The following is a 22,710-nucleotide window of genomic DNA, read 5'->3' on the forward strand; positions in this document are numbered from 1 at the left end:
TGGATGACACATGGGTGTGATCACGGTCAAGCGACCGGCAAGGGCGTATCCGCCCACCGTGCCGGACGAGCCGGTGGAGCTGGTGAGCCCACCCGAACTGCCCCGGCAGGGCGGCGAGGACTGGCTGATGAGCATCCTGCCGATGCTCGGCATGGGCGGGTCGGCGGTGTTCTTCTTCTCGCCCGGCGCGGCCGCCCCGATGAAGATCATGGGCGGTCTGATGATCGTCTCGACGGTCGGCATGGCGCTGGCCCAGATCGTGCGGGCCCGCAAGGGCGGCTCGACCGCGATGGCGGACGAGCGGCGCGACTACCTCAAGTACCTGCAGCAGACGCGCCGCCAGGTGCGTCGCACGGCGGAGCGCCAGCGCGGTGCGCTGCTGTTCCTGAACCCGGCGCCGGACCAGCTGTGGTCGATCGTCGAGGACGGGCGGCGGCTGTGGGAGCGGCGCACCGGGGACGGCGACTTCGCGCAGATCCGGGTCGGCCTCGGGCCGGTGCAGCTGTCCACGCCGCTGGTGGCGCCGCAGACCGCGCCGATGGACGAGCTGGAGCCGCTGTCGGCGGCCGCCATGCACTCCTTCCTGAAGGCGCACGGCACCCTGCAGGACCTGCCGCTGGCGGTGTCGCTGCGGGCGTTCTACCACATCACGGTGTGCGGAGACCCGGACTCGGTGTACGGCAACGTGCGCGCGATGCTCTCCCAGTTGACCACCCTGCACTCGCCGGACGACCTGATGGTGGCCGTCGCGGCGGCGCCCGGCGCGGCCGAGGAGTGGGAGTGGACCAAGTGGCTCCCGCACAACCAGCACCGCAAGGAGGCCGACGGCGCGGGCTCGCGCCGGCTGTTCGCCACCGACCTGGGTGACCTGGAGGTCCTGCTGCAGGACGAGCTGGCCGGGCGCCAGCGCTTCGTCCGGGACGCGGCGCCCGCGGCGGACCAGCCGCACCTGGTGGTCGTCATGGACGGCGCCGGGGTGCCGCACGACTCGCTGCTGGCGAGCCCGGAGGGCGTCCAGGGCGTAACGGTCATCGAGGTGGTCCCGGGCGAGGTCGACGAGCCCAGCGGGCACCTGATGGTGACGGTCAACTCCGAGGAGCTGGTGCTGCGTTCGGCCTCCGGCGCGACGTACACCGGCAAGCCGGACCTGCTCTCGGCGTGGCAGTCCGAGGCGCTGGCGCGGCAGTTGGCGCCGTACCGGATCTCGGCCGGCGGGGACGACGAGCCGCTGCTGTCCAACCTGGACTTCACCGACATGATGAGCTCGGGCGACCCGGGCTCCTTCGACGTGAACCGCAGCTGGCGCCAGCGCGCCCAGCACGAGCGGATGCGGGTGCCGATCGGCGTCGGCGCCAACGGCGAGCACGTCTACCTGGACATCAAGGAAGCCGCGCTGGAGGGCATGGGCCCGCACGGCCTGTGCGTGGGCGCGACCGGTTCCGGCAAGTCGGAGCTGCTGCGCACCCTGGTGCTCGCGCTCGCGATGACGCACTCTTCGGAGATCCTGAACTTCGTCCTCGCCGACTTCAAGGGCGGTGCGACCTTCTCCGGCATGGCGGACATGCCGCACACCTCCGCGGTGATCACCAACCTGGAGGGCGAGCTCACCCTGGTCGACCGCATGCGCGACGCGATCGAGGGCGAGCTGCACCGCCGCCAGGAACTGCTGCGCTCGGCCGGCAACTACGCCAACATCCACGAGTACGAGCGGGCCCGGGCGGCCGGTGCGGCGCTGGACCCGCTGCCCTCGCTGGTGCTGATCATCGACGAGTTCTCCGAGCTCCTCAGCGCCAAGCCGGACTTCATCGAGATGTTCATCCAGATCGGCCGGATCGGCCGGTCGCTTGGCGTGCACCTGCTGCTGGCCTCGCAGCGCCTCGAGGAGGGCAAGCTGCGCGGCCTGGACACCTACCTCTCGTACCGGATCGGTCTGCGCACCTTCTCGGCGGCCGAGTCGCGGGCGGCGATCGGCGTGCCGGACGCCTACCACCTGCCGCCGGTGCCGGGCGTCGGCTACCTCAAGTTCGGCGAGGACGTGATGGACCGGTTCAAGGCCGCCTACGTCTCGGGGCCGTACCGGGCGCCGGGGCAGCAGCGGTCGACCGGCGGGCGGCGGGTCGCCGCCCACCCGGTGGAGTTCACCGCGGCCTTCGTGGAGCTGCCGGACCCGGTGGAGGAGGAGGCGCCGCAGGTACCCGAGCAGGACGACGCGCTGGTGGACACCGTGCTGGACGTGTTCGTCCAGCGGATGGCCGGCCAGGGCCCGGCCGCGCACCAGGTGTGGCTGCCGCCGCTGGAGGAGGCGCCGAGCATGGACCACCTGCTGCCGCCGCTGCAGGTCGCGCCGGAGCGCGGGCTGACCGCCCCCGGCTACCCGGTGGGCCGGCTGCGGGCGCCGATCGGCATCGTGGACAAGCCGCGCGAGCAGAAGACGGACATCCTGGAGGTCGACTACGCCGGGGCGGCCGGCCACGGCCTGATCGTGGGCGGCCCGCGTTCGGGCAAGTCGACCGTGGTGCGCACGGCGGTGACCTCGTTCGCCCTCACCCACACCCCGCTCGAGGTGCAGTTCTACCTGCTGGACTTCGGCGCGGGCAGCTTCCAGTCACTGGCCGGGCTGCCGCACGTCGGCGGCGTGGCCGGGCGCCTGGACGTGGACAAGGTGCGCCGGATGGTCTCCGAGGTGCACGGGGTGATGAACCGCCGCGAGGAGCTGTTCCGGGTCGCCGGGATCGACACCATCGGCACGTACCGGGCCCGCCGGGCGGCCGGGCAGCTGCCGGACGAGGCCTTCGGCGACGTGTTCCTGGTGATCGACGGCTGGAACACCTTCAAGCAGGAGTTCGAGGGCCTGGAGCCGGTGATCGGCGACATCGCCCAGCGCGGCCTCGGCTACGGCGTCCACCTGATCATCACCGCGGCCCGGTACGCGGAGGTCCGCCCGGCGCTGAAGGACCTGCTGCAGAACCGCACCGAGCTGAAGCTCGGTGACGCGATGGAGTCCGAGGTGGACCGCCGGGTGGCGCAGAACGTCCCGCCGCAGGCCGGTCGCGGCGTGACCCCGGAGCGGCTGCACTTCCTGTCCGGCCTGCCGCGCCTGGACGGCTCCTCCAGCGTCGACGACCTGCAGGACGGCGTGGCCGGGCTGGTCGGCGCGATCGACGGGGCCTGGTCCGGGCCGCGCGCCCCGCAGGTGCGGATGCTGCCGGCCGTCCTGGACGGGAACTCACTGCCGAAGGGCTTCGAGCACCCGGAGCGCGGCGTGGCCTTCGCCGTGGACGAGGCGGAGCTGGCGCCGACCTTCGTCAACTTCGAGACCGACCCGCTGTTCATCGTGTTCGGCGACACCGAATCCGGGAAGTCGGCGGTGCTGCGGATGCTGATCAAGCAGATCACCGAGCGCTACTCGCCGGACCAGGCGGGCATCGTGGTCGGCGACTACCGGCGCGCGTTGCTGGGCACGGTGCCGCCGGAGTACCTGGTCGAGTACGCGGCCGCGCAGCCGGCCATGACGGCCATCGTGGACATGCTCCGCGGGGCCTGTTCCCGCCGGCTGCCCGGCCCGGACGTGACCGCCGAGCAGCTGCGCAACCGCAGCTGGTACAGCGGCAAGGACATGTTCGTGATCGTTGACGACTACGAGCTGGTCGCCACCAGCTCGGGCAACCCGCTGGCGCCGCTGGCCGAGTTCCTGCCGTTCGCCCGGGACATCGGCCTGCGGGTGATCGTGGCCCGCAGCGCGGGCGGCGCGGGGCGCTCGCTGTACGAGCCGGTGATGCAGCGGATGCGCGAGCTGGGCGGCCAGGGCGTGATCCTCTCCGGGAACCGGGACGAGGGCGCGCTGCTGGGGACGGTCAAGCCGCAGGCACTGCCGCCGGGCCGCGGGGTGTACGTGTCACGCCGCGCGACCGCCGGGCAGATGGTCCAGACGGGCTGGCTGCCGGTGGTGTAGCACGACGGCCGTCACGGACGGTGATCGAAGGGGTCGGACTCACAGGAGTCCGACCCCTTCGGCGTCCCAGGTGCTGAAACGTTACCTAGATCTTTCCGGGCAGGTGCTGCGGTTCCCGCACCCGGCCGGGGAGTTGCCGCGCCTTTGAGAGGCGCCTGAGCGTATTGCCGTTCACCCGGATCCAGGCCTTTGAATCTCAGCCCTCAATGCTTTGTTTACCTTCGATTCAATCGCGATGGGGCCAAGGTAACAAGTCGGACATAGCGCACAATGACTGAACGTGATCATCGGATCGCATGTTTATGCCCTCCGCCGCAACGGATTCCGAAGCAGTTCCGACGTTGACGCGATCAATACGCCCAAGGTTCCATTGCGGCCCGGGAGCGACTGGACCAGGACCCGAGCAACCAGCCAGCGGAGGCGATACCGCTCCCACCCCCAAGACCGCACAGAGCCGATCGGAAGCCACATGACCGACACGCTTCGCCCGCCACAGACCGTAGCCGCATCGGCGGCCGGGGCAGCCGCGCCCCAGCAGCTCAAGCGCTCGATCGGCGTCGTGGGCGGAACACTGCTCACGCTGTCGTGCGTCACCCCGGCGTCGACGCTCTTCGTGATCGTGCCGGAACTGTTCTCCAGCATCGGCAGCGCCACCGCCCTGGCCATCGCCATCGGCACCGTGCTCTGCGTCGCCGTCGCGTTCTGCTACTCCGAGCTCGGCACCCTGATCCCCAGCGCCGGCGGCGAGTACGCAATGGTCGGCACCCTGGCGGGACGGCTGGCGGGCTGGCTGGTCTTCGTGCTCTCCCTGATCGTGGTGATGATCGTCCCCTCGGTCATCGCACTCGGCACCGCCGACTACCTCGCCCCCGTCCTGCACGTGGACAAGGCCATAGCCGGCGCCGCCGTGATGCTGGCCGCCACCCTGGCCGGCCTGCTCGACCTGCGCGCCAACGCCTGGATCACCGGCATCTTCCTGGTCCTCGAGGTCATCGCGGCCGGCGTGGTCTCGGTGCTCGGCTTCGCCCACACCAACAGCCACGCCCCCAGCCTGCTTCACGGCGTGGTCGCCGGGGACAACGGCGCCACCACCACGGTGAGCGTGGGCGCCATCGTCGGCGCGCTCGGCATCGCCCTCTTCATCACCCAGGGCTTCTCCACCGCCGTCTACCTGTCCGAGGAGCTGGAGAACCCCCGCCGCAACGTCTCGCGCACCGTGCTGTGGACGCTCGGCATCTCCTCCGCCGTCATCCTGATCCCGGTCGTTGCCATCACCATGGGCGCCCCCGACCTGCAGACCCTGACCTCCGGCGACATCTCCGGCATGGTCACCGCCTGGAGCAACTCCGCGGTCGGCACCTTCATCAGCCTCTGCGTCGCGCTGGCCATCATCAACGCCGGCATCGTCATGGTCATCCAGAACTCCCGGGTGCTGTTCGCCTCCGCCCGCGACAAGGCCTGGCCGGAGCCGATCAACAAGGCCTTCGGCACCCTCGGCCGCTTCGGCTCCCCCTGGGTCGCCACCCTGGCCGTCGGCCTGCCCGGCGCCGCCCTCTGCTTCGTCAAGGGCGAGCTGCTGAGCAACATCACCGGCGTCGCCGTCACCGGGATGTACCTGCTGGTCGCGATCGCCGCGCTGCTCTCCCGCCGCGGCCACCACAAGCACGCCGCCGCCTGGCGGATGCCGCTGTGGCCGGCCGTCCCGGTCGTCCTGGTCGCCGTCCTGGTCTACGTGATGACCCAGCTGGACACCGAGCCCCTGCTGTGGACCGGCGGCATCACCGCCGCCGCCACCCTCTACTGGCTGTTCTACCTGCGCCCCCGGCAGGACACCCGCTGGGTGATCAGCCTCCCCGAGGACCAGCAGGACTGACCCCCACCCCTCCCCCACACAGCGGTGCCCCGGGCCTCCCCCAGCCCGGGGCACTGCCGCGTTCAGGCCGCCACCTCCCGGCCACCTACTTCTTGACCACCTACTTCTGAGCCACCGCTACGTCCGGGCCAGTGCTACTTCTTGGCCTTCCACACGGCGCCGGTGGCGATCGCCTTCAGCTGCTCCAGGGTGAGCAGCGGCTTCCCGGTCGGGCCCTGGGCGACCATGACCTCGGTGCCGTCCGGGTGCAGGACGTTCACCGTCAGCGGCATCTTCTCCTTGGTGTCCGGGCCGCCCCTGGTGAGCACCTTGTTGCCGTCGGGCAGGGTGAGCGCGTCCTTGAACGCCTGCTGCCCCGGGTTGTCCACGGACTTCGCCCAGTTCTCCACCCGCAGCACCACCGAGCCGGTGGCCTGGCCCTGCGCGAGCTGGAAGGTGGCCACCAGCGGGCTGCCGGTGCGGCCGGTCACGGTCACCCCGGCGGGCAGCAGCCCGGCCAGGGCGGCCTCCCGGTCCGCGAGCGACAGGCCCGGGTCGACCGCCGCCACGTCGATGCCGTCGAACTTGACCGCCGCCACGACCCGGTCCCAGGACTTGTCGACGACAATCGCCTTCAGCTGGTCGAGGGTGAGCGGCGGGGTCGGGCGGCTGTCCGGCGCGCCCTTCTCCTGAGGCGCGTTCCACTCGCTCACGTTGATCTCCCGGCCGTCCGGACCGACCAGCGAGGCGCTCCACTCCTTGGTGTCGGCCCGGTTGTCCGAGTACTCGTACCCCTGCTCGAGCATCAGCCGGGAGCCGTCCGCCAGGGTGGTGACGGCGCAGGAGTCGACCCGGGCGAGCTTGAAGTCCGTCGGGCAGCTGCGCGGCTGCCCCTGACCGGGCCGGTGCTTCTGGATGCCGATCTCGACCAGCGACTTGCCCTGGCCGTCGTCGAAGACCACGTCCGCCCCGACGAAGGTGCCGTTCGCCTTGTCGTCGTCGGTGCCGCGGCCCTTCGCGTCGGTGGTCTCGCCCTTGGGCAGCAGGGCCCGGAAGGTCGCCAGCACCTCGTCGCCGCTGATCACGGTCGGGGCCGAGGACCCCGCCGTCGTCGGCGTGGCCGCGGGACTTCCGCTGCCACCGCCGGCGGCGGCCGTCGGGGCGGAGGCCGCGGCCACGGTGCCCGCGCCCTTCGCCCCCGGAGCACCGGCCAGGTACACCGCGCCGGTGCCCACCAGGGCCAGCGCGGCCGCGCCGCCCACCACGGCGGCGGTCGAGCGGCGGCGCCAGCGGCGGCGCCCGCGCTGGTAGCCGCCCGCGACCAGCTCGGCCTGCTCGGTGCGGAAGCCTTCACCCGTACGGGTGAGGGCGTAGAGAAGATCGTCCTCGAACTTGTCCGGCTCGGGCATGGGTGTTCACCGTCTCCTTGCGTCACGGGCAGTATTTGAAAGGGAGGGCCACCGGCCGCCGCGTCGCCCCGGGAGGGCCACCGACCGCCGCGCCCTCAGCGGGTGGCGAGCTCGCCCAGTGAGTCGCCGAGCAGGGTGCGCAGCCGGGCGAGTGCCCGGGTGGTGCGGGTCCGGACGGCGCCGGAGGACACCCGCATCACGTCGGCGGTCTCCTCGACGCTGCGGTCCTCCCAGTAGCGCAGCACCAGGACGGCGCGGTCCTTGGGCGGCATCCGGCCGAGTGCGTCGAGGAGGGTCAGTCGCAGGCTGCTGTCGGTGTCCTGCCCCGCCGCCTCCGGAAGGGCGTCGGTGGGGCGCTCGCCGCTGGAGCGTCGGCGCTGCTGGGCGAGGAACGTGCGCACCATGACGGTGTGGGTGTAGGCCGCCGGGTTGGCGATCCGGTCCCGGCCGCCGGTGAAGGCGCTGCGCCGCCAGAGCACGTACATCCGCCCGAGGGCCTCCTGGACGAGGTCCTCGGCGTAGTGGGTGTCACCGCTGGTGAGCAGGCAGGCCGAGCGGTACAGGTGGCCGGTGCGGCCTGCGACGAGTTCCAGGAACTCGGCGTCCTTGGCCTCCCGGCCCGCCCCGATCCACCCCATGTGCGCTGCCCCCCGTGGTCCGCCCTCCCTGACACTTCATCGATGCGGTGGGCGGGCGGCGGTGTTACAGCCGTTCCGGAGGAACTTTCGAGACGTCCCGATCGCTGGGGCCCCGATCGGCCGCGGCACGATCGGCCGCGCCCGGGTCAGTCGCGGCCGGGTCAGCCGCGTCCGGGTCAGCCGCGTCCGGCTCGGTCGGCAGACTTGCGCCGGTGGTCGCGCAGCACCACGCCGCCGCCGATCAGCAGGGCGACCAGCAGCGCGCCGACGCCGAGGACGTACGTCGCGGTGCGGCCATCGCGGTCGGCCTGGGTCTCGCCGAGGCCGACCGGCCGCGGCACGATCGGCGCGGAGGCGAGCTGCACCGGGGCGTCCGGGGTGGGGGCGGACGGCGCATCGTCGGGGGCCGTGGTGACGGCCTTGACCGGGTCCACCACGCCCCAGCCGACGAACTGGTCCGGGTCGCGCTGGGTGCGCTGGGCGGTCTGCTCGATCCAGGCCCGCACCTGGGCCGGCGACCAGCCCGGGTGCGCGCCGAACAGCAGCGCGGCCAGCCCGGAGACGTACGGGGCGGCGAAGCTGGTGCCGTTGTCCACGCACTGCCCGCTCCCGGGCACGGTGGAGAGCATGTCGACGCCGGGCGCGGCGACCTTCACGAAGGAGCCGTACTGGGAGAACGGGGCGCGCTCGTTGTTGCGGTCGGAGGCACCGACGGCCAGCACGGTCGGGAAGGCGCCCGGGTAGGTGTCGCCTTCCTTGCCGTCGTTCCCGGTGGAGGCGACCACCACGGTGCCGGCTTGCTCGGCGGTCTGGATCGCGGCCTTCAGCTCCTGGAAGCCGCCGAAGTGGGCGTCGCCCGCGCCGCGCACGTCCTGGGAGATGTTGATGACCTTGGCCTTGGCCGCGACCGCCTCCTGGATGGCCTTCACGAGCGTGGAGACGTCGCCGTTGCCCTCGCTGTCGTTCTGCCGGATCGAGTAGATCTGCGCGTCGGGGGCCAGACCGACGAACCCGGTCTTGTCGTTGCGGCCGGCCGCGATGATGCCCGCCACCTTGGTGCCGTGGCCGACCGGATCGTCCTTGGCGGTGCCTCCGACCGGCTGCTTGGTCTCCTTGTCGACCAGCAGGTTGGAGCCCTGCACGACCTTTCCGGCCAGCTGCGGGTTCCGGTCGTCCACACCGGTGTCGATGACCGCGACCAGCACGCCCTTGCCGGTGGTCCGCCCGCCCTGCCACAGCTCGTCCAGCAGCAGGCGCTGCAGCGACCACGGCACGGTCTGCACGTCGGGCGCGTTCTTGGGGCAGTCGCCCGCGGCGGCCAGCCCGGTTCCGCTGTCGGCGTACGCCGGGGCGGCGAGCGGGCCGCCCAGCACCGCGAGCGCGGCCAGTGCCGCAGCCGTCTTCCGGTACCCGCGTCCGGACACCCTGCCACCCCTCATGTCGTCCACCCGTGCCGCGCCGCGCGCCGAAGGGCGGGTGCCCGAAGTCCGGGTACCCGCCCCCTGTCGTTCCCGCTGGGGGAACGCCTGGTCAGTGCCAGAGCTTGGCGTTGCTGTCCTCGGTGGTCCGGTAGCTCTGCGCGGCGTTCTCCAGCGAGGTCGCGATCTGCGTGCAGGCCGAGTGCAGGTCGTTGGCCGCCGAGTCCCACTTGGCCTGCTGGACGTTGTAGCCCTCCTGGGCCTTGCCCTGCCAGCTCTGGGCGATGCGGGTGACGTCCTTCTTCAGGTCGCTCAGCAGCTGCTCGATGCGGGCCGCCGAGGCCTTGACCTCTTCGGCGGCGTGGTGAACGGTCTCGAAGTTGACGAGAATGTGGTCGGACACGTTGTCTCCCTTGACGAGGGTGCGGAGCGTCCCGCGGTCAGTGGCGGACACCCCGCCGAGCGGTGGTTCGGAACAGACCGGTGATCAGCGCGCTTGCGGCGATCAGCCCTGGGAGTCGGCGAACATCGCCTTCTGCTCTTCCTCGGTGCTCGCGTAGTGCTTGGTGGTCTGCTCGATCGCGTGCTTGATCGCGGACAGCGACTCCTTGAGCTTCGCGATGTCCCCGTTGACCCGGTTCTGCAGGTTCGTGTAGGCGGTCGCCGCCTGACCCTGCCAGCCGCTGGTGATGCCCGTGACCGTGCTGTTCAGCTTGTTCTTCTCAGCCTCGATCTTGCCGATCGCCTGCTCGATCTGATTGGCGAAAGCCAGCATCTCCTGAGCAGTCATCGTGAACTGACCCTGAGCCATGCTCCACCGTCCCCCATGAGACAACATTGCGTACACGGAGAGCCCCGAAGGGCCCCACCGCCGCATCACCTGTGTGATGCCCAGCAGCACTGTAGTCGGCACACGCAGCTCGCCCAACACCGAGCACTGAGTAGTTACCAGACCATGACACTGCGGCCAATTCCTTTGCCGCGCTTGGCCGGTCAGGCGTTTTGCGGCTGGACGGCGCTCTTCGCGGTCAGCGGCGGGCCGGCCGGCACCAGGTCCGACCACTCGTGCGGCACCGGCAGCGGCTGGATCCCCTGGTAGCCCAACCGGGCCTGGTTGCCGCCGGTTTCGTCCTGCTGCTGCCCCGGCTGCTGGCCGGACTGCTGGTCCGGCGACGCCGGGGTCGGGGCGCCCGGCTGCGGGGCCGGCGGCTTCGGGGCGCCGCTCTGGCCGGGCTGCGCACCCGGCGCGGGGGTGGCGCCGCGGCCGCCGTCACCGTTGGCCGGAACGGCGTACCGCAGCCCCGTCTCGGTGATCAGGAAGTCGGTGCCGGAGCCGCCGGTGGTGTTGTTCAGCGCGCGGTAGAACAGGCCGTGACCGGGCGTCACGTACGCGGCGCCGGCACCGTTGTTGTACTGCGCGGGGTACGAGGTCCCGGCCCAGACGCTGCGCTTGGGCGTCTTGCCGTCCTCGGCGACGCCGTCGAAGGTGCTGCACACGACCAGCCGGGCGCCCTGGCGGTCCTGCCAGTTGTTCACCGGCGCACCGGACTTCATCGGCCAGTCGGCCACGGTGCCCGGCAGCGGCGTCTCGCTGCCGACCTGGGACTGGTCGGCCGGGGTCATCTCGTCGCTGCGCGGCTTCTTGTCCTGGTCGTACTTGTAGAGCATCTGGAACGCCGGGTTCTGCCGGATCAGCTCCGCCTGGAACGGGGTGACCAGGAAGAGCCGGTCCTTGCCGACCACGTACTGGCGGTCCTGGTAGTGCACCAGCCGGCCGATCCGGCGGTCGGCGGCGTTCCCCAGCTGCACGGTGGAGTTGGGGTTCGGGCTGTCGGCCATCTCCGCGATCTGCGGGAAGGTGATCGGGGTGCCGTTGACCAGGGTGTCCAGCCAGTCCCGCTTGACCCGCTGCGGCACCGCGTTGGGCCCGAAGACCGCGGTGATCAGCGACTTGCGCTCCTTGTCGTCCGACTGCGGGGAGCCGATCTCGTGCTTGCGGCCCTGCGCGTCGACCAGGTAGACCTTCGCCCCCGAGGCGGCCTGCTGACCCGGCGCCGGCGCGGCCGAGACCTGCTGCTCGTCCGCCTGCTGCACCAGCATCAGCTGGTCCGGGCCGAGCATCCGGTCCTTGGCCGCCAGCGTCGCCGCGTCCGGGCCGGCCGTCACGAACACCGCCTGGTTGACGGTCTCCTGCTTCTCGTCCGAGCCCGGGCGGTCACAGACCGCCCATTTCATCGACTGGCTCGCGTTGTCCTTGGTCGGCAACTTGTCCGGCGCATACGGGATACCGATGGTCGGACCGTGGTTGGGGTACCGGTCGAGCACCCCGTCGTCGACCACCACGACCTTGGCGTCGACGGGCAGCACCAGCCGCGCCGAGGACATGTTGAGCACCTGGTGCAGCCGCTTGGTCGTGCCGTCCGGGTCGGTCAGCACCACGTACCGGGTGGTCGACTGCTTGCCCTGGATGATGTTCTTGCCGTCGTCCCACTTCAGCGGGGCACTGGGCTTGAACACCCCCCAGACCCCGAACCCGGCCACGACCACGGCGCCGGCCAGGATGCTCGGGAGCACCGCCTTCACCGGACGCGGCGCGTCCTCGTCACTCCCGCCGCCGGCGGGCAGCAGAAAGGCGCCCACCGTTCGCTTGCGGGCGAAGGTGTACGCGTTGAGCTCGTCCCGGCGCGATGCCATCCTCGTCGTCCCCCTAGTCAGACGTTGTCGGACGTTGTCAGACCGACCTGCCCCGTGGTCCACCCGCCGGGCGCGAACCGGTGCGAACCCTCTACGATGCGGCAGCAGACGGTGAGTACGGTACGGGTACGGTCCGCGAACCAGCCAGCCGGGCCGCGACAAAGGATCAGAGAGGGCCACCGGGGGATGCCAAGCCAGACCGCTCCAGGACGCCGGCGCAGCGCGGGCGGCGGGAGGTCGCGCCGGTCCGGCCGACCGCAGCGCGGCGGCCGAGCCGCCGAGGCGGGGCCCGTCCAGTCACCGCAGAACACGGGTGGCGGCGCCGTCCAGGTCCGCGTCAATCCCCGACCCGGGCTGCTCGGCGGCCGGTTGAAGCTCCAGCAGCTCGTCCTGGTCGAGGTCGCGGTGGCACTGGTCGCGGTCGGCTGGACCATCAGCCGCCCGGTCGCGGCCGGCTTCGGCGCGGTCGCGCTGGTGCTGCTCGTCCTCGCCGCCATCCCGGTGCGCGGCCGTACCATCCCCGAGCTGCTCCGGGTGCGCTCCGCCCTCAAGTCCCGCCGCAAGCAGGCCCGTACGCTGCTGCCGCCGGCCGGCACCGACCCGGCACTGGCGCCGGCGCTGGAGCTCGAACCGGGGCTGCGCACCTGCACCCACGCCACCGAGGCCGAGTTCGGCGGCCGCCCGGTGCGCCGCGAGACCGGCATGGTCGGCGACGGCACCTTCCTCAGCTCGCTCCTGCTCGTCCAGGCCAAGGACCAGCCGCTGCGCCCGGTGCGCACCGCGCTGCCGCTGCCGCTGGACGTGATCTGCTCGGCCCTCACGGTGGACGACATCACCCTGGAGTCGGTGCAGCTGGTCCAGCACACCCAGCCCGCCCCGGCCCCGCACCTGCCCGAGCAGTCCCTGGCCGCCCGCGCCTACCGCGAGCTGCCGGACGGCACCTCCACCCCCGGGCTGCGGCTGACCTGGATCGCCCTCAAGCTCGACCCGGAACGCGCGGCGACCGCCGTCCGGGCCCGCGGCGGCGGCGAGGAGGGCGCCCGCAAGGCGCTGCAGCGGGTGACCGACCAGCTGGCCGGCCGGCTCAACAGCGCCGGCTTCAACGCGACCGTGCTGGACGAGCGCGAGCTGATCGCCGCCCTGTCCATCTCCGCCTGCGCCAACCCGATCGCGGTAGCCGGCCGCCAGGGCACCGGAAGCGGCGGCGGCACCACCCGCCGCACCCAGGAGGGCAACCGGTTCTGGCGGATCGACGACCGCTGGCACACCACCTACTGGATCTCCCGCTGGCCGCAGCTCAGCCGCCCCGGCGGCGCCCCCGGCCGGATCGCCGCACCGGACCTGGTCAACCTGATGACCGGATCCCCGGCCCTGGCCAGCACCTTCAGCCTGACCGCCGGACACGGCACCGGCGACTCGGTGACCGTCAGCGGGCACCTGCGGGTGACCGGGCGCAGCGAGAGCGAGGTCGGCCAGGTCGGCCGCCAGGTGGAGACCCGGGCGCAGAGCGCCGGCCTCGGCCTCGTCCGGCTCGACCTGGAGCAGGCCCCCGGCATGCTCGCCACCCTGCCGCTGGGAGGAGCGTCCTGATGGCGTACCAGAGCTATCCCGCCGTCGGCCCGCAGCCCGGCGCCGAGCAGCGCCGGACCCGGCCGCGGATCCTGCCCGGCTTCGGGCTGCGCGGCCCGCGCCGGGAGAAGCACGTGCTCGAACCCGCCGACCTCGCCGCGCTGGCCTTCCCGGTCGGCGACGACGGCGTGGTCATCGGCGTCGACCCGCAGGGACTGCCCGCGGTGCTCGGCCTCTTCCGCCCCAGCGCGTACGACCTGGTGCTGGTCGGTGGCATGTGGACGGCGCAGGTCATCGCGCTGCGGGCGGCCGCGATCGGCGCCCGGGTCGCGGTGGAGACCGCCCGCGGGCAGCTGTGGGGCCCGATGGCGCAGGCCGCCGGCGGCGGGCAGCCGTGCGTGACGATCCACCAGGTCGGCAGGCTCGGCCCGCAGGGCGCCTCGGTGGCCTCGCCGGTGCTGGTGGTGCGCGACCTCGGCGCCCGTCCGCCGCGCAGCCGGCTCTCCGCCGCGCCCTGGCAGACCACCCTGACGCTGCTGCCGTACCTGGGCCCGAACGCCGCCCGGGTGCTCAACGCGGCCGACCTGGTCGGCGTGCAGCGGATCTCCCCGCAGGAGGCGGAACTGACCGGCCGGGTGCTGTCGCTCCCGCCGGAGGACGTGGCCACGCTGCCCACCCTCGGCGACGACCTCACCCTGTGGGCGACCCGGATGCGGCGCCAGTACGTACGGGCCGTGGCCGGACAGGCCGAGCAGCAGGTGCTCGGCGGCCCGCGCCGGATGGACTGACCGGATGGACTGAGCCGCGGCTCGCCGCACCCGGCGGGCCGCCGCGGAACCGAAGCCGCCTTCAACGGGGGTTGCCGTACGGCCTAGTCTTTGATGCGGCAACGGCACCGCTGAACAAGCGGCGGCGAACACGAGGGAGCCAGAGTGAGTAGCGATCGGGACGGCGTCTACGTCGGCGACAACGCGGCAGAGGACGACGACGACTGGTCGGACGCGCCTGACTACACTCCCCCGTCCTGGTACGTGCAGACGGAGGCCCCGGCGGCTCCGACGGCTCCCATGGCCGCGGCGGCCCCAACGGCCTCGGCGGCGGCACCGGTGAGCCCGGCCACCGGTCCGGCCGACGCGCTCAAGTCCATGCCCGCGCCCGCTGCGGAGACGGCGTACCCGACCGCCCCGGCTCCGGTGGCGGCGCAGGTCCAGGCTCCGGCCCCGTACCAGGCCCAGGATCCGACGGCCGCCCCGGTCCCGACTCCGACGGCCGAGGCCGCGCCGATCGCCGCGCCTGCCGCCGCCCCGGCGCCCGTGCAGGCCGAGGCCCAGCACGTCCCGTTCCCGACGGCCTCCCCCGCGCCTGTTCCCGCCCCCGAGCAGCCGCAGCCCGCCGCCCCGGCCTGGCCGACGGCGGAGGCCCTGGCGCAGCCGCCCGCGCCCCAGCCGTACCCGGCAGCCCCGATGCCCTCCGCGACCGCGCAGCCGGGGCAGCCCGTCCCGCCGCAGTCGTACGCGCAGCCGGTCCCGCCGCAGAACCCCCAGAGCCCGCAGAGCCCGCAGAACCCGCAGGACCAGCAGGCCGCTTGGGATCCGCAGGCCGCGTGGGCGGCCCAGCAGGCGGCGGCCCAGGCCCAGCCTGCCCCCGCCGCCCAGCAGCAGCCCGTCCCGGCCCCGCAGCCTGTTCCGGCCCCGCAGCCCGGCCCGGTGGACCCGCGCCAGGGTGGGTGGCCGCAGCCCGCCGCGTACCAGCAGCCGGGCCAGCCGCAGCCCGCGCAGCCCCAGCCCGGCCAGCCGCTCCCGGGCCAGCCCGTCCAGCCGCAGCAGGCTCAGCAGGCTCAGCCGCCGGGCCCCGCGCAGCCGTGGCAGCAGCAGCCGCCGGCGTCGCAGCCCGCCGCGTTCCAGCAGTCCGCCGCCCCGCAGCAGACCGCGCACGGCGCGCCGCTCGGCTACACCGCCGCCGTCGAGCTGTCCTCGGACCGGCTGCTGCGCAGCCAGCCCAAGCAGCAGCGCCAGCAGCCGCGGTTCCAGTTCGGCGGCAAGGCCGCGGCGGCCGAGAAGGCCCGCCGGCTGGAGATCATCCGAACCCCGGTGATGAGCTGCTACCGGATCGCCGTGATCAGCCTCAAGGGCGGGGTCGGCAAGACGACGACCACCACCGCGCTCGGCGCGACCCTGGCCAGCGAGCGCCAGGACAAGGTGATCGCGATCGACGCCAACCCGGACGCCGGCACCCTGGGCCGCCGGGTCAAGCGCCAGACCGGCGCGACCATCCGCGACCTGGTGACGGCCATCCCGCACCTGCGCAGCTACATGGACATCCGTCAGTTCACCTCGCAGGACCTGAACTCGGGCCTGGAGATCCTGGCGAACGACGTCGACCCGGCGGTCTCCACCACCTTCAACGACTCGGACTACCGCCAGGTCATCGACGTGCTGGGCCGCCAGTACCCGATCATCCTGACCGACTCCGGCACCGGCCTGCTGTACAGCGCGATGCGCGGGGTGCTGGACCTGGCCGACCAGCTGATCATCGTCTCCACCCCCAGCGTGGACGGCGCCTCCAGCGCCTCGACCACCCTGGACTGGCTCTCCGCGCACGGCTACGCGGATCTGGTGCAGCGCAGCATCACGGTGGTCTCCGGGGTTCGCGAGACCAGCAAGATGATCAAGGTCGAGGACATCGTCGCGCACTTCCAGACCCGCTGCCGCGGCGTGGTCGTGGTGCCGTTCGACGAGAGTCTGGCGGCCGGCGCCGAGGTCAACCTCGACATGATGCGGCCCAAGGTCCGCGAGGCGTACTTCGAGCTGGCCACGCTGGTCGGCGAGGACATCATCCGGGCCCAGCAGGCCGCCGCCCAGCAGTCCACCTGGCAGCAGCCGCAGGCCCCGCAGCCGCAGCCCTACCAGGGCCAGGCCGCGCAGGCCCCGCCGCCCGCCCCCGGTGCGCCGTGGGCGCCGCAGCCCGGCCAGGCCCCGCCGCCCCCGCCCGGGTATGGCTACCCCCAGCAGCAGCAGCCCTGGCCGCCGCAGCAGGGCGCTCCACAGCCCACCCCGGGCTACGGCTACCCGTCCGCCCAGGGGCAGCCGCCGGTGCCCGCCCCGCCCGCCGAGCCGGACGGGTACCGGCCCCCGCCGCCGGGCTACGGCTACCCGCCGCAGGCACCCCAGCAGTGACGACACGGAAGGGCCCGCCGACACCAGTCGGCGGGCCCTTCCGGCGTCACCGGGGCTCAGGCGCCCCTGCCGAAGCTTCGCTCCGCTCGGTCAGATCCCGTCGGTCAGCTCGCGGGCGCGCTTGACGTCGTCGGCCATCCGGTCCAGCAGCGCCTCGATGGAGTCGAACTTCTCCATCCCGCGCAGGTAGGCCAGGAAGTCCACCGCGACGTGCAGCCCGTACAGGTCCAGGCCGACCCGGTCGATGGCGTACGCCTCGACGGTGCGGGCGGTGCCGTCGAAGGTCGGGTTGGTGCCGACCGAGATCGCGGCCGGCATCCGCTCGCCGTCCGCGGTCAGCCAGCCCGCGTACACGCCGTCGGCCGGGACCGCGCTGTGCGGGACGGTCTCGACGTTGGCGGTGGGGAAGCCCAGCTCGCGGCCGCGCTGCGCGCCGCGCACCACCTCGCCCTCGACCCGGTGCGGGCGGCCCAGCACCTCGTTGGCGCCCGCCATGTCCCCGGCCTCGACCAGCCGGCGGGTCAGGCTGGAGGAGAACGGCTGGCCGTCCCCGGCCGTGCCGCACACCTGCAGGTCGATCAGCTCGACCTCGTAGTCGTCCGCCCGGCCCAGCTCGGCGAGCAGCGCGACGTCCCCCGCGGCCTTGTGCCCGAAGCGGAAGTTGGGGCCCTCGATGACGACCCGCGCGTGCAGCGCGTCCACCAGGACCTGCCGGACGAAGGTCTCCGGGGACTCCTTCGAGAACTCGGTGGTGAACGGCAGCACCAGCACCGCGTCCACCCCGAGCTCGGCGATCAGCTCGGCCCGGCGCGGGTGCGGCGCGAGCAGCGGCGGGTGGCTGCCCGGGCGGATGACCTCACGTGGGTGCGGGTCGAAGGTCACCACGACCGAGGGCAGGCCGAGTTCGCGGGCGCGCTCGACCGCCCGTCCGATGATCAGCTGATGCCCGCGGTGCACCCCGTCGAACGAGCCGATGGTGACGACGCTGCGTCCCCAGTCACCGGGGATCTCCTCCAGGCCACGCCAGCGCTGCACCTGACCGCTCCTTGTTCCGTACGGCGCGTACCCTCTGTACGCTCAAACGCTCAAAACCCGAACCCCTATAGCGTGCCATGCGCCTGCCCCGGCTCAGGCACCGGAATACGGGTTGAGCGCACCGGCGGCCGTACGACCCGCTCCGGCGAGGTCCGCTCGGCGTCCGCGGCGGCGTACTGCGGGTCCCGTCCGGCCGCCGTCAGGGCCCGCATCCGGGCCAGCCGGGGGCCGTCCGGCGCGGTCGGGGCGGCGTCGCGCGGCCACCGGGCGAGCAGCCGGGCGAAGGCCGCGGAGCGTCCGGCGCAGCGCACCAGCAACTCGTCGGCACCCGGCAGCGCGGCGGCCGTCCGGGCCAGCACCGCGCGGGCCCGGGCCGGATTCTCGGCCGCGCAGTGCTCGGCCAGCCGCTCCACGACGGCGGCCAGCACCACCGGGTCGGCCTCGGTGGCGAGCAGGATGTCCAGCAGCTCACAGCGCAGCGCGTCCGCCGCCGGGTCGGCCACCGGGACGGACAGCGCCTCGGCGAACGGCCGCCGCACCGCCGCCGTCCGGGCGGCCAGCGCGGTGCCGAGCAGCACCCGCAGCTCCAGCCGGTCGGCCGGGCCGACGGCCGCGGTGCGCGCCAGCCGGCGGCCGAGGTAGTCGACGGCGACCGGGCCGGCCAGCCCCGGGTGCGCGCGCAGCAGCCGGGCGGCCAGTTCGGCGCCCCGCCGGACGGCCACCGGGGCGGCGGCGTCGGCCAGCACCCGCAGCGTCTCGGCGGTGGCCGTGCCGGGCGCCGCCAGCCGGTCGGCGAGCGCGGCCAGGACGGGCTCCGGGTCGCTCTCCAGGGCCGGGGCGAGCGCCCTCGGGGTGAGGAAGGCGTCACCGCCCGCCCGGTGCAGGGCGAGCGCGGCCGGGAGGTGCTCGGCCCGGGTCGCCGGGTCGCCGACCAGCAGGGCCAGCGCCGCGCCGTGCAGGCCGGGCTCGTCCTCGCGGGCGAGCAGGGTCCGCGCGGTGAACCTCAGCAGTTCGGCCGCGGCCCCGGTCGCGTACGGGGCGGTCCGCAGCGCGTGCACGGCGGCCGCGACATGCCGCTCGGGCCGCCGGTCGTGGCTCCAGCGGTCCACCGCGCGGCAGAGCGCGGACGGCTCCTCGGCGGCGAGCACGGTGAGCAGCGCGTCGGCCCTCGGGTGCGCGGCGTCGGCCAGCGCGTCGGCCAACTCGTCCAGGGCGAGCCGGCGGTGGGCGTGCAGCAGGTCGTGCGCGAGGTCGGCGACGGTGCAGCCGGGGCGGCCCGGCAGGCCGCGCGGGTCGTCGAACCAGGCGCACAGCAGCGGGAACACCGCGACCGGATCGTTCCGCAGCCGCTCCGCCACCGCGCCGAGGAACCGCTGCCCGGGGCCGTCGGCCGCCACCAGCGTTCGCAGCAGGGCGAGTTCGGCCTCGAGCGGCAGGCCGAGGCCGGTCCAGAACGCCGGGCCGAAGCGGCCGAGCCCGGCGGCCGGGAGCGCCGCCGCCCCGACCGCCGCCCCACCCGGAGCCCCACCCGTCGCAGCGGCCCGTTCGGCGATCCGGTCGGCCAACTGGTCGAGCAGCGCCCGGTGTTCGGCCCGGTCCGGGCTGGCGGCCAGGCCGGCGGTGAGCAGCCGCCCTGCCCACCAGGCGGGTTCACTGCCGGGCGGGCGCAGGTCCAGCGCGCGCCAGATCCGGTGCAGCCACGGGTCCAGGGCGGGCGCGCCCCAGGTCTCGGCCACCCGGCGCAGTGCGGCGGCGACCGGGCCGATCCGGTGCCGGGGGACGGTGTTCGCCCCCGCGGCCCGGCCGGGCCCCACCGTTGCGTCGGCGGGCGTGGGGGGCGAGGCGGGCGTGGGGGGCGAGGCGGGCGTGGGGGGCGAGGCGGGCGTGGGGGGCGTGTCCTCGGCCTCGCCGAGCAGCAGCCGCAGCGCCGCGTCCAGGTCCAGGTGCAGGCCCTGCAGCCAGTCGGCGAACTCCCCGTGCGCGAACCGGTATCCGGGCCCGGCGGGCACGAACAGGCCCTCGGCGAGCACCGCCGTGGCCCAGCCGCCGTCGACCGGGAACAGTTCCTCGAAGGCGGCCCGGCCGAGCCCGCCCGGCTCGCTGCCGAGCATCCGGCGGGCCGCCTCGTGGACCCGGCCCGCCACCGCCGCGGCGAGCCGGCGTACCCGCCCGTGGCGCGGTCCCACCGGTCGGGCAGCGCCCCGGCGGTGCGCGCCCGGGCGGCGCGGGCGGCCGTCCTCGGCCAGCCGTTGGGCCACCCGCAGGCAGCGCAGGTCCAGGAAGGCGCCGAACAGTTCGCCCCGGCGCACCGGCCCGTCATGCAGCCCCTCGGCCCACAGCTCCCCGGCCAGCCGGACGGCCAGCGGGTGCCGGGCGTCCTCGGCGGCGGCCGGGCGGCCGGGCGGCAGCCCGTAGCGGCGGCGCACCCGCTCGGCGGCCTCGACCGGCAGCGGGCCGAGCCGGTGCCCGGCCAGGCTCGGCCCGCCCGGGCCGCCGCTGTCCATCCGCACGGTGGGGGCGCTGCTCAGGTCGCCGTCCGGGTGCGCCTCCTCCGCGCGGCCCGCGCCGAACGTGCCGCTCCCCCAGGCCTCGGCGGCCAGCCGCTCCCAGAGTTCCTCGCCGCAGGCGGTCAGCAGCCGCGCCCCGCAGCCGGTCAGCCACTGCCCGGCGCCGCGCAGCCAGCGCGCGTCCAGCCGCGCCGGGGCCTCCTCCGGGCCGTCCAGGACGACCAGCAGCGCCCGCCCGGCCGCCGCGCACAGCGCCGCCACCGGCTCGGGCGCGGGCGCCGGGGTGCCCAGTTCGGCCGCCGCCGCGGCCAGCGCCCGCTCCACCGGTTCGGCGAGCGAACGGTCCTCGGCACGCAGGTCGGCGCCGCGCAGCCAGAGGGTGGGCAGCGGGTGGGCGCCGCCGGAGCGGCGGGCAGCCAGCGCGGCCAGTTCGGTGGAGCGCCCGCTGCCGGGGGCACCGACCAGCGCGGTGACGGTCGCGGCCGGCTCGTCCCCGGCCAGGCCGTCCGGCCGGTCCACCCGGTCCGCGGCCAGCCCGGCCACCCGCCCCGGTCCGGCGCCGGCGGCCGCGAGCTGGGCCGCGGTCAGCCGCAGCACCCCGGCCAGGTTGAGCGCCGGCCCGTACGCGGGCACGGCCGCCGCGTTGCGGGCCAGCAGCCCGGCCAGCGCCTCGGCGACCTCCACCCCGCCGCCGGCAGCCACCGCCGGCAGCGCCCCGCCGTGCTGCGGGCCCCGGAGGGCGGGCGCGGCCAGCGCGACCACCGCCCCGCTGCGGGCGTCCAGCACCGGCGAGCCGGCCGGCACCACGACGCCGCCGACCACCGGCACGTCCAGCAGCAGCACCCCGCCCAGCCGGTGCCCGCCGTACCCGGCGCCGGTGACCCCGAGCAGCCCGCAGCGCAGTGCGACCGCCCGGCCGTCCTCGCCCGCCAGCGCGGGCAGCAGCACCTCGTGCCCGCCCCCGAGGGCGGCCACCGGCAGCGGCGGCACCGGCAGCCCGCCGACCGCGTCGGTGCGCAGCAGCGCGAGCCCGTGCTCGGGCAGCAACAGGACGGCGTCCGGGCCGAGCACCCTGGTCTGTCCGCCGGGGGTGTGCAGGACGACCCGGTCCAGCCCGGCCACGCTCTCGTGCGCGGTGAGCACCCCGCCCTGCGGGTCGGCGACGAACCCTAAGCCGTGCAGCCGCCCGTTGAGGTCGCGGATCCGCAGCAGATACCGCCCCGGATCGCCCTCCAGAAACCCCGGCATGAGTGCCCCTTCGCCCGTCGCTCGCCCACCGCCGGGAGCCTGCCCGCCGGGGCGGCGCCCCGACCGCGCCCACGCCGCTCACCACGGGCGTTCACCTCGCGCGCTCCCTCGTGCGGGTGACCTTTCCCGGTCGGGTGATGGGGCCCCCGGAAAGCGGAGATCCCCCGTCGGGAGGACTCCCGACGGGGGATCTCGAGCGGCACTGCGGGCCGTCAGCCGACGGCGGTGCCAAGGGCGGTCAGCCGACGAACACCGCGACCGGCTTCGCCTGCCCGCCCTTCTCCTCGACCAGGGCGAGGAAGCGCCCGTCCGGCCCGAACACCGCGATCGGCCCGTCCACACCCAGCCCGGGCGCCTTGAGGCGGGAACCGTGCGACAGCTTCTGCGCCGAGGCCTCGTCCAGGTCCCAGCGCGGGAAGGCGGCCGCCGCGGCCTCCGCGATCGGCAGCACCTCCAGCCCCGTGGCGGAGTCGCCGGTGACGGTGGCCTCGAGCTGCTCCAGGGTGCGCGCCGACTCCACCCCGTACGGCCCGACCTTGGTGCGCCGCAGCGCGGTCAGGTGCCCGCCGACGCCCAGCCCGGCGCCCAGGTCCCGGGCCAGCGCCCGGATGTAGGTGCCGGAGGAGCACTCGACGGTCACGTCCAGGTCGATCACCGGTGTGCCGTCCTCGGCGACCGCCGGGCGCTGCTCGTGCACGGTAAAGGAGTGGATCGTGGTCGGCCGGGCCGCGAGTTCGAAGTCCTCGCCCTCGCGCACCCGGGCGTACGAGCGCTTGCCGTCGATCTTGATCGCGCTGACCTTGGACGGCACCTGCATGATCTCGCCGGTGAGTGCCGCGATCCCCGCGTCGATCGCCTCCCGGGTGACGGCGTCGGCCGGGGTCGAGGCGGTGACCTCGCCCTCCCGGTCGTCGGTGACGGTGGTCTGGCCGAGCCGGACGGTCGCCTCGTACGTCTTGGCGGTGAGCATCAGGTGGCCGAGCAGCCGGGTGGCCCGCTCGACACCGATCACCAGTACGCCGGTGGCCATCGGGTCCAGCGTGCCGGCGTGCCCGACCTTCCGGGTCCCGGCCAGCCACCGCATCTTGGCGACGACCCCGTGGGAGGTGATGCCCTCGGGCTTGTCGACGATCACCAGGCCGTCCGGGCCGGTGCCTTTGCGCTTCATCGGGTTCTTTCTCTAAAAGCGTCGGACCTGAAAGCGTCGGAAAA

14 protein-coding genes are annotated in these 22,710 nt (G+C 74.2%); 5 read left to right on the top strand and 9 right to left on the bottom strand.

The window, feature by feature from the left end; genetic code table 11:
* Window positions 1-10 precede the first annotated feature (10 nt).
* Window positions 11-3,952, top strand: a complete 3,942-nt coding sequence (eccCa, locus tag ACIBEC_RS41155; protein WP_360505265.1) for a type VII secretion protein EccCa — start codon at window positions 11-13, stop codon at window positions 3,950-3,952.
* A 469-nt stretch (window positions 3,953-4,421) separates the two neighbouring features.
* A complete protein-coding gene (locus tag ACIBEC_RS41160; RefSeq protein WP_360505266.1) occupies window positions 4,422-5,825 on the top strand; it encodes an APC family permease in 1,404 nt (467 codons plus the stop codon).
* A 134-nt stretch (window positions 5,826-5,959) separates the two neighbouring features.
* On the opposite strand, the gene ACIBEC_RS41165 is transcribed toward ACIBEC_RS41160, so the two are convergent.
* The 6 genes from ACIBEC_RS41165 to ACIBEC_RS41190 all read right to left on the bottom strand — a co-directional run bounded on the left by ACIBEC_RS41165 (window position 5,960) and on the right by ACIBEC_RS41190 (window position 11,963).
* The gene (locus tag ACIBEC_RS41165; protein ID WP_360505268.1) at window positions 5,960-7,213 is read right to left on the bottom strand and encodes a hypothetical protein; all 1,254 of its coding nucleotides are present in this window, start codon (window positions 7,211-7,213) and stop codon (window positions 5,960-5,962) included.
* A gap of 95 nt (window positions 7,214-7,308) precedes the next feature.
* The gene (locus ACIBEC_RS41170) at window positions 7,309-7,851 is read right to left on the bottom strand and encodes a SigE family RNA polymerase sigma factor (protein ID WP_360505270.1); all 543 of its coding nucleotides are present in this window, start codon (window positions 7,849-7,851) and stop codon (window positions 7,309-7,311) included.
* Between the two features lie 176 nt (window positions 7,852-8,027).
* Complete coding sequence (gene mycP / locus ACIBEC_RS41175; RefSeq protein WP_396290246.1) at window positions 8,028-9,290, bottom strand: type VII secretion-associated serine protease mycosin; 1,263 nt, start codon at window positions 9,288-9,290, stop codon at window positions 8,028-8,030.
* A gap of 91 nt (window positions 9,291-9,381) precedes the next feature.
* The gene (locus ACIBEC_RS41180) at window positions 9,382-9,672 is read right to left on the bottom strand and encodes a WXG100 family type VII secretion target (RefSeq protein ID WP_360505274.1); all 291 of its coding nucleotides are present in this window, start codon (window positions 9,670-9,672) and stop codon (window positions 9,382-9,384) included.
* A 102-nt stretch (window positions 9,673-9,774) separates the two neighbouring features.
* Window positions 9,775-10,059, bottom strand: a complete 285-nt coding sequence (locus ACIBEC_RS41185; RefSeq protein ID WP_360505276.1) for a WXG100 family type VII secretion target — start codon at window positions 10,057-10,059, stop codon at window positions 9,775-9,777.
* A gap of 203 nt (window positions 10,060-10,262) precedes the next feature.
* Window positions 10,263-11,963 (bottom strand): type VII secretion protein EccB, encoded by a 1,701-nt coding sequence (locus tag ACIBEC_RS41190; RefSeq protein WP_360505278.1) that lies wholly within the window; start codon window positions 11,961-11,963, stop codon window positions 10,263-10,265.
* A gap of 186 nt (window positions 11,964-12,149) precedes the next feature.
* Here ACIBEC_RS41190 and eccE point away from each other — a divergent pair, with 186 nt between their 5' ends.
* The 3 genes from eccE (at window position 12,150) to ACIBEC_RS41205 (ending at window position 16,708) form a co-directional block, all read left to right on the top strand.
* Window positions 12,150-13,553: a type VII secretion protein EccE gene (eccE, locus tag ACIBEC_RS41195; protein ID WP_360505280.1), complete on the top strand. Its 1,404-nt coding sequence runs from the start codon at window positions 12,150-12,152 to the stop codon at window positions 13,551-13,553.
* Window positions 13,553-14,320 (top strand): hypothetical protein, encoded by a 768-nt coding sequence (locus ACIBEC_RS41200; protein ID WP_360505282.1) that lies wholly within the window; start codon window positions 13,553-13,555, stop codon window positions 14,318-14,320. Before eccE ends, ACIBEC_RS41200 begins: the two co-directional genes overlap by 1 nt.
* A gap of 144 nt (window positions 14,321-14,464) precedes the next feature.
* A complete protein-coding gene (locus tag ACIBEC_RS41205; protein WP_360505284.1) occupies window positions 14,465-16,708 on the top strand; it encodes an AAA family ATPase in 2,244 nt (747 codons plus the stop codon).
* 90 nt (window positions 16,709-16,798) lie between these two features.
* On the opposite strand, the gene ACIBEC_RS41210 is transcribed toward ACIBEC_RS41205, so the two are convergent.
* From ACIBEC_RS41210 to truB, 3 genes are all read right to left on the bottom strand, one after another.
* The gene (locus ACIBEC_RS41210) at window positions 16,799-17,743 is read right to left on the bottom strand and encodes a bifunctional riboflavin kinase/FAD synthetase (RefSeq protein ID WP_360505286.1); all 945 of its coding nucleotides are present in this window, start codon (window positions 17,741-17,743) and stop codon (window positions 16,799-16,801) included.
* Between the two features lie 65 nt (window positions 17,744-17,808).
* Window positions 17,809-21,498, bottom strand: coding sequence for a serine protease (locus ACIBEC_RS41215; RefSeq protein ID WP_360505288.1), 3,690 nt, complete (start codon window positions 21,496-21,498; stop codon window positions 17,809-17,811).
* Window positions 21,499-21,736: 238 nt separating this feature from the next.
* A complete protein-coding gene (gene truB, locus ACIBEC_RS41220) occupies window positions 21,737-22,666 on the bottom strand; it encodes a tRNA pseudouridine(55) synthase TruB (RefSeq protein WP_360505290.1) in 930 nt (309 codons plus the stop codon).
* Window positions 22,667-22,710: the final 44 nt, after the last annotated feature.

This window comes from Kitasatospora sp. NPDC051164, assembly GCF_044455625.1.
GTDB lineage: Bacteria > Actinomycetota > Actinomycetes > Streptomycetales > Streptomycetaceae > Kitasatospora.

Excerpts from the sequence above, each read along its gene's own strand:
- ACIBEC_RS41200 (WP_360505282.1), top strand. The coding sequence starts at position 13,553 with ATGGCGTACCAGAGCTATCCCGCCGTCGGCCCGCAGCCCGGCGCCGAG.
- ACIBEC_RS41215 (WP_360505288.1), bottom strand. The coding sequence starts at position 21,498 with ATGCCGGGGTTTCTGGAGGGCGATCCGGGGCGGTATCTGCTGCGGATC.
- ACIBEC_RS41165 (WP_360505268.1), bottom strand. The coding sequence starts at position 7,213 with ATGCCCGAGCCGGACAAGTTCGAGGACGATCTTCTCTACGCCCTCACC.
- truB (WP_360505290.1), bottom strand. The coding sequence starts at position 22,666 with ATGAAGCGCAAAGGCACCGGCCCGGACGGCCTGGTGATCGTCGACAAG.
- ACIBEC_RS41160 (WP_360505266.1), top strand. The coding sequence starts at position 4,422 with ATGACCGACACGCTTCGCCCGCCACAGACCGTAGCCGCATCGGCGGCC.
- ACIBEC_RS41185 (WP_360505276.1), bottom strand. The coding sequence starts at position 10,059 with ATGACTGCTCAGGAGATGCTGGCTTTCGCCAATCAGATCGAGCAGGCG.
- ACIBEC_RS41170 (WP_360505270.1), bottom strand. The coding sequence starts at position 7,851 with ATGGGGTGGATCGGGGCGGGCCGGGAGGCCAAGGACGCCGAGTTCCTG.
- eccE (WP_360505280.1), top strand. The coding sequence starts at position 12,150 with ATGCCAAGCCAGACCGCTCCAGGACGCCGGCGCAGCGCGGGCGGCGGG.
- ACIBEC_RS41190 (WP_360505278.1), bottom strand. The coding sequence starts at position 11,963 with ATGGCATCGCGCCGGGACGAGCTCAACGCGTACACCTTCGCCCGCAAG.
- mycP (WP_396290246.1), bottom strand. The coding sequence starts at position 9,290 with ATGAGGGGTGGCAGGGTGTCCGGACGCGGGTACCGGAAGACGGCTGCG.
- eccCa (WP_360505265.1), top strand. The coding sequence starts at position 11 with ATGGGTGTGATCACGGTCAAGCGACCGGCAAGGGCGTATCCGCCCACC.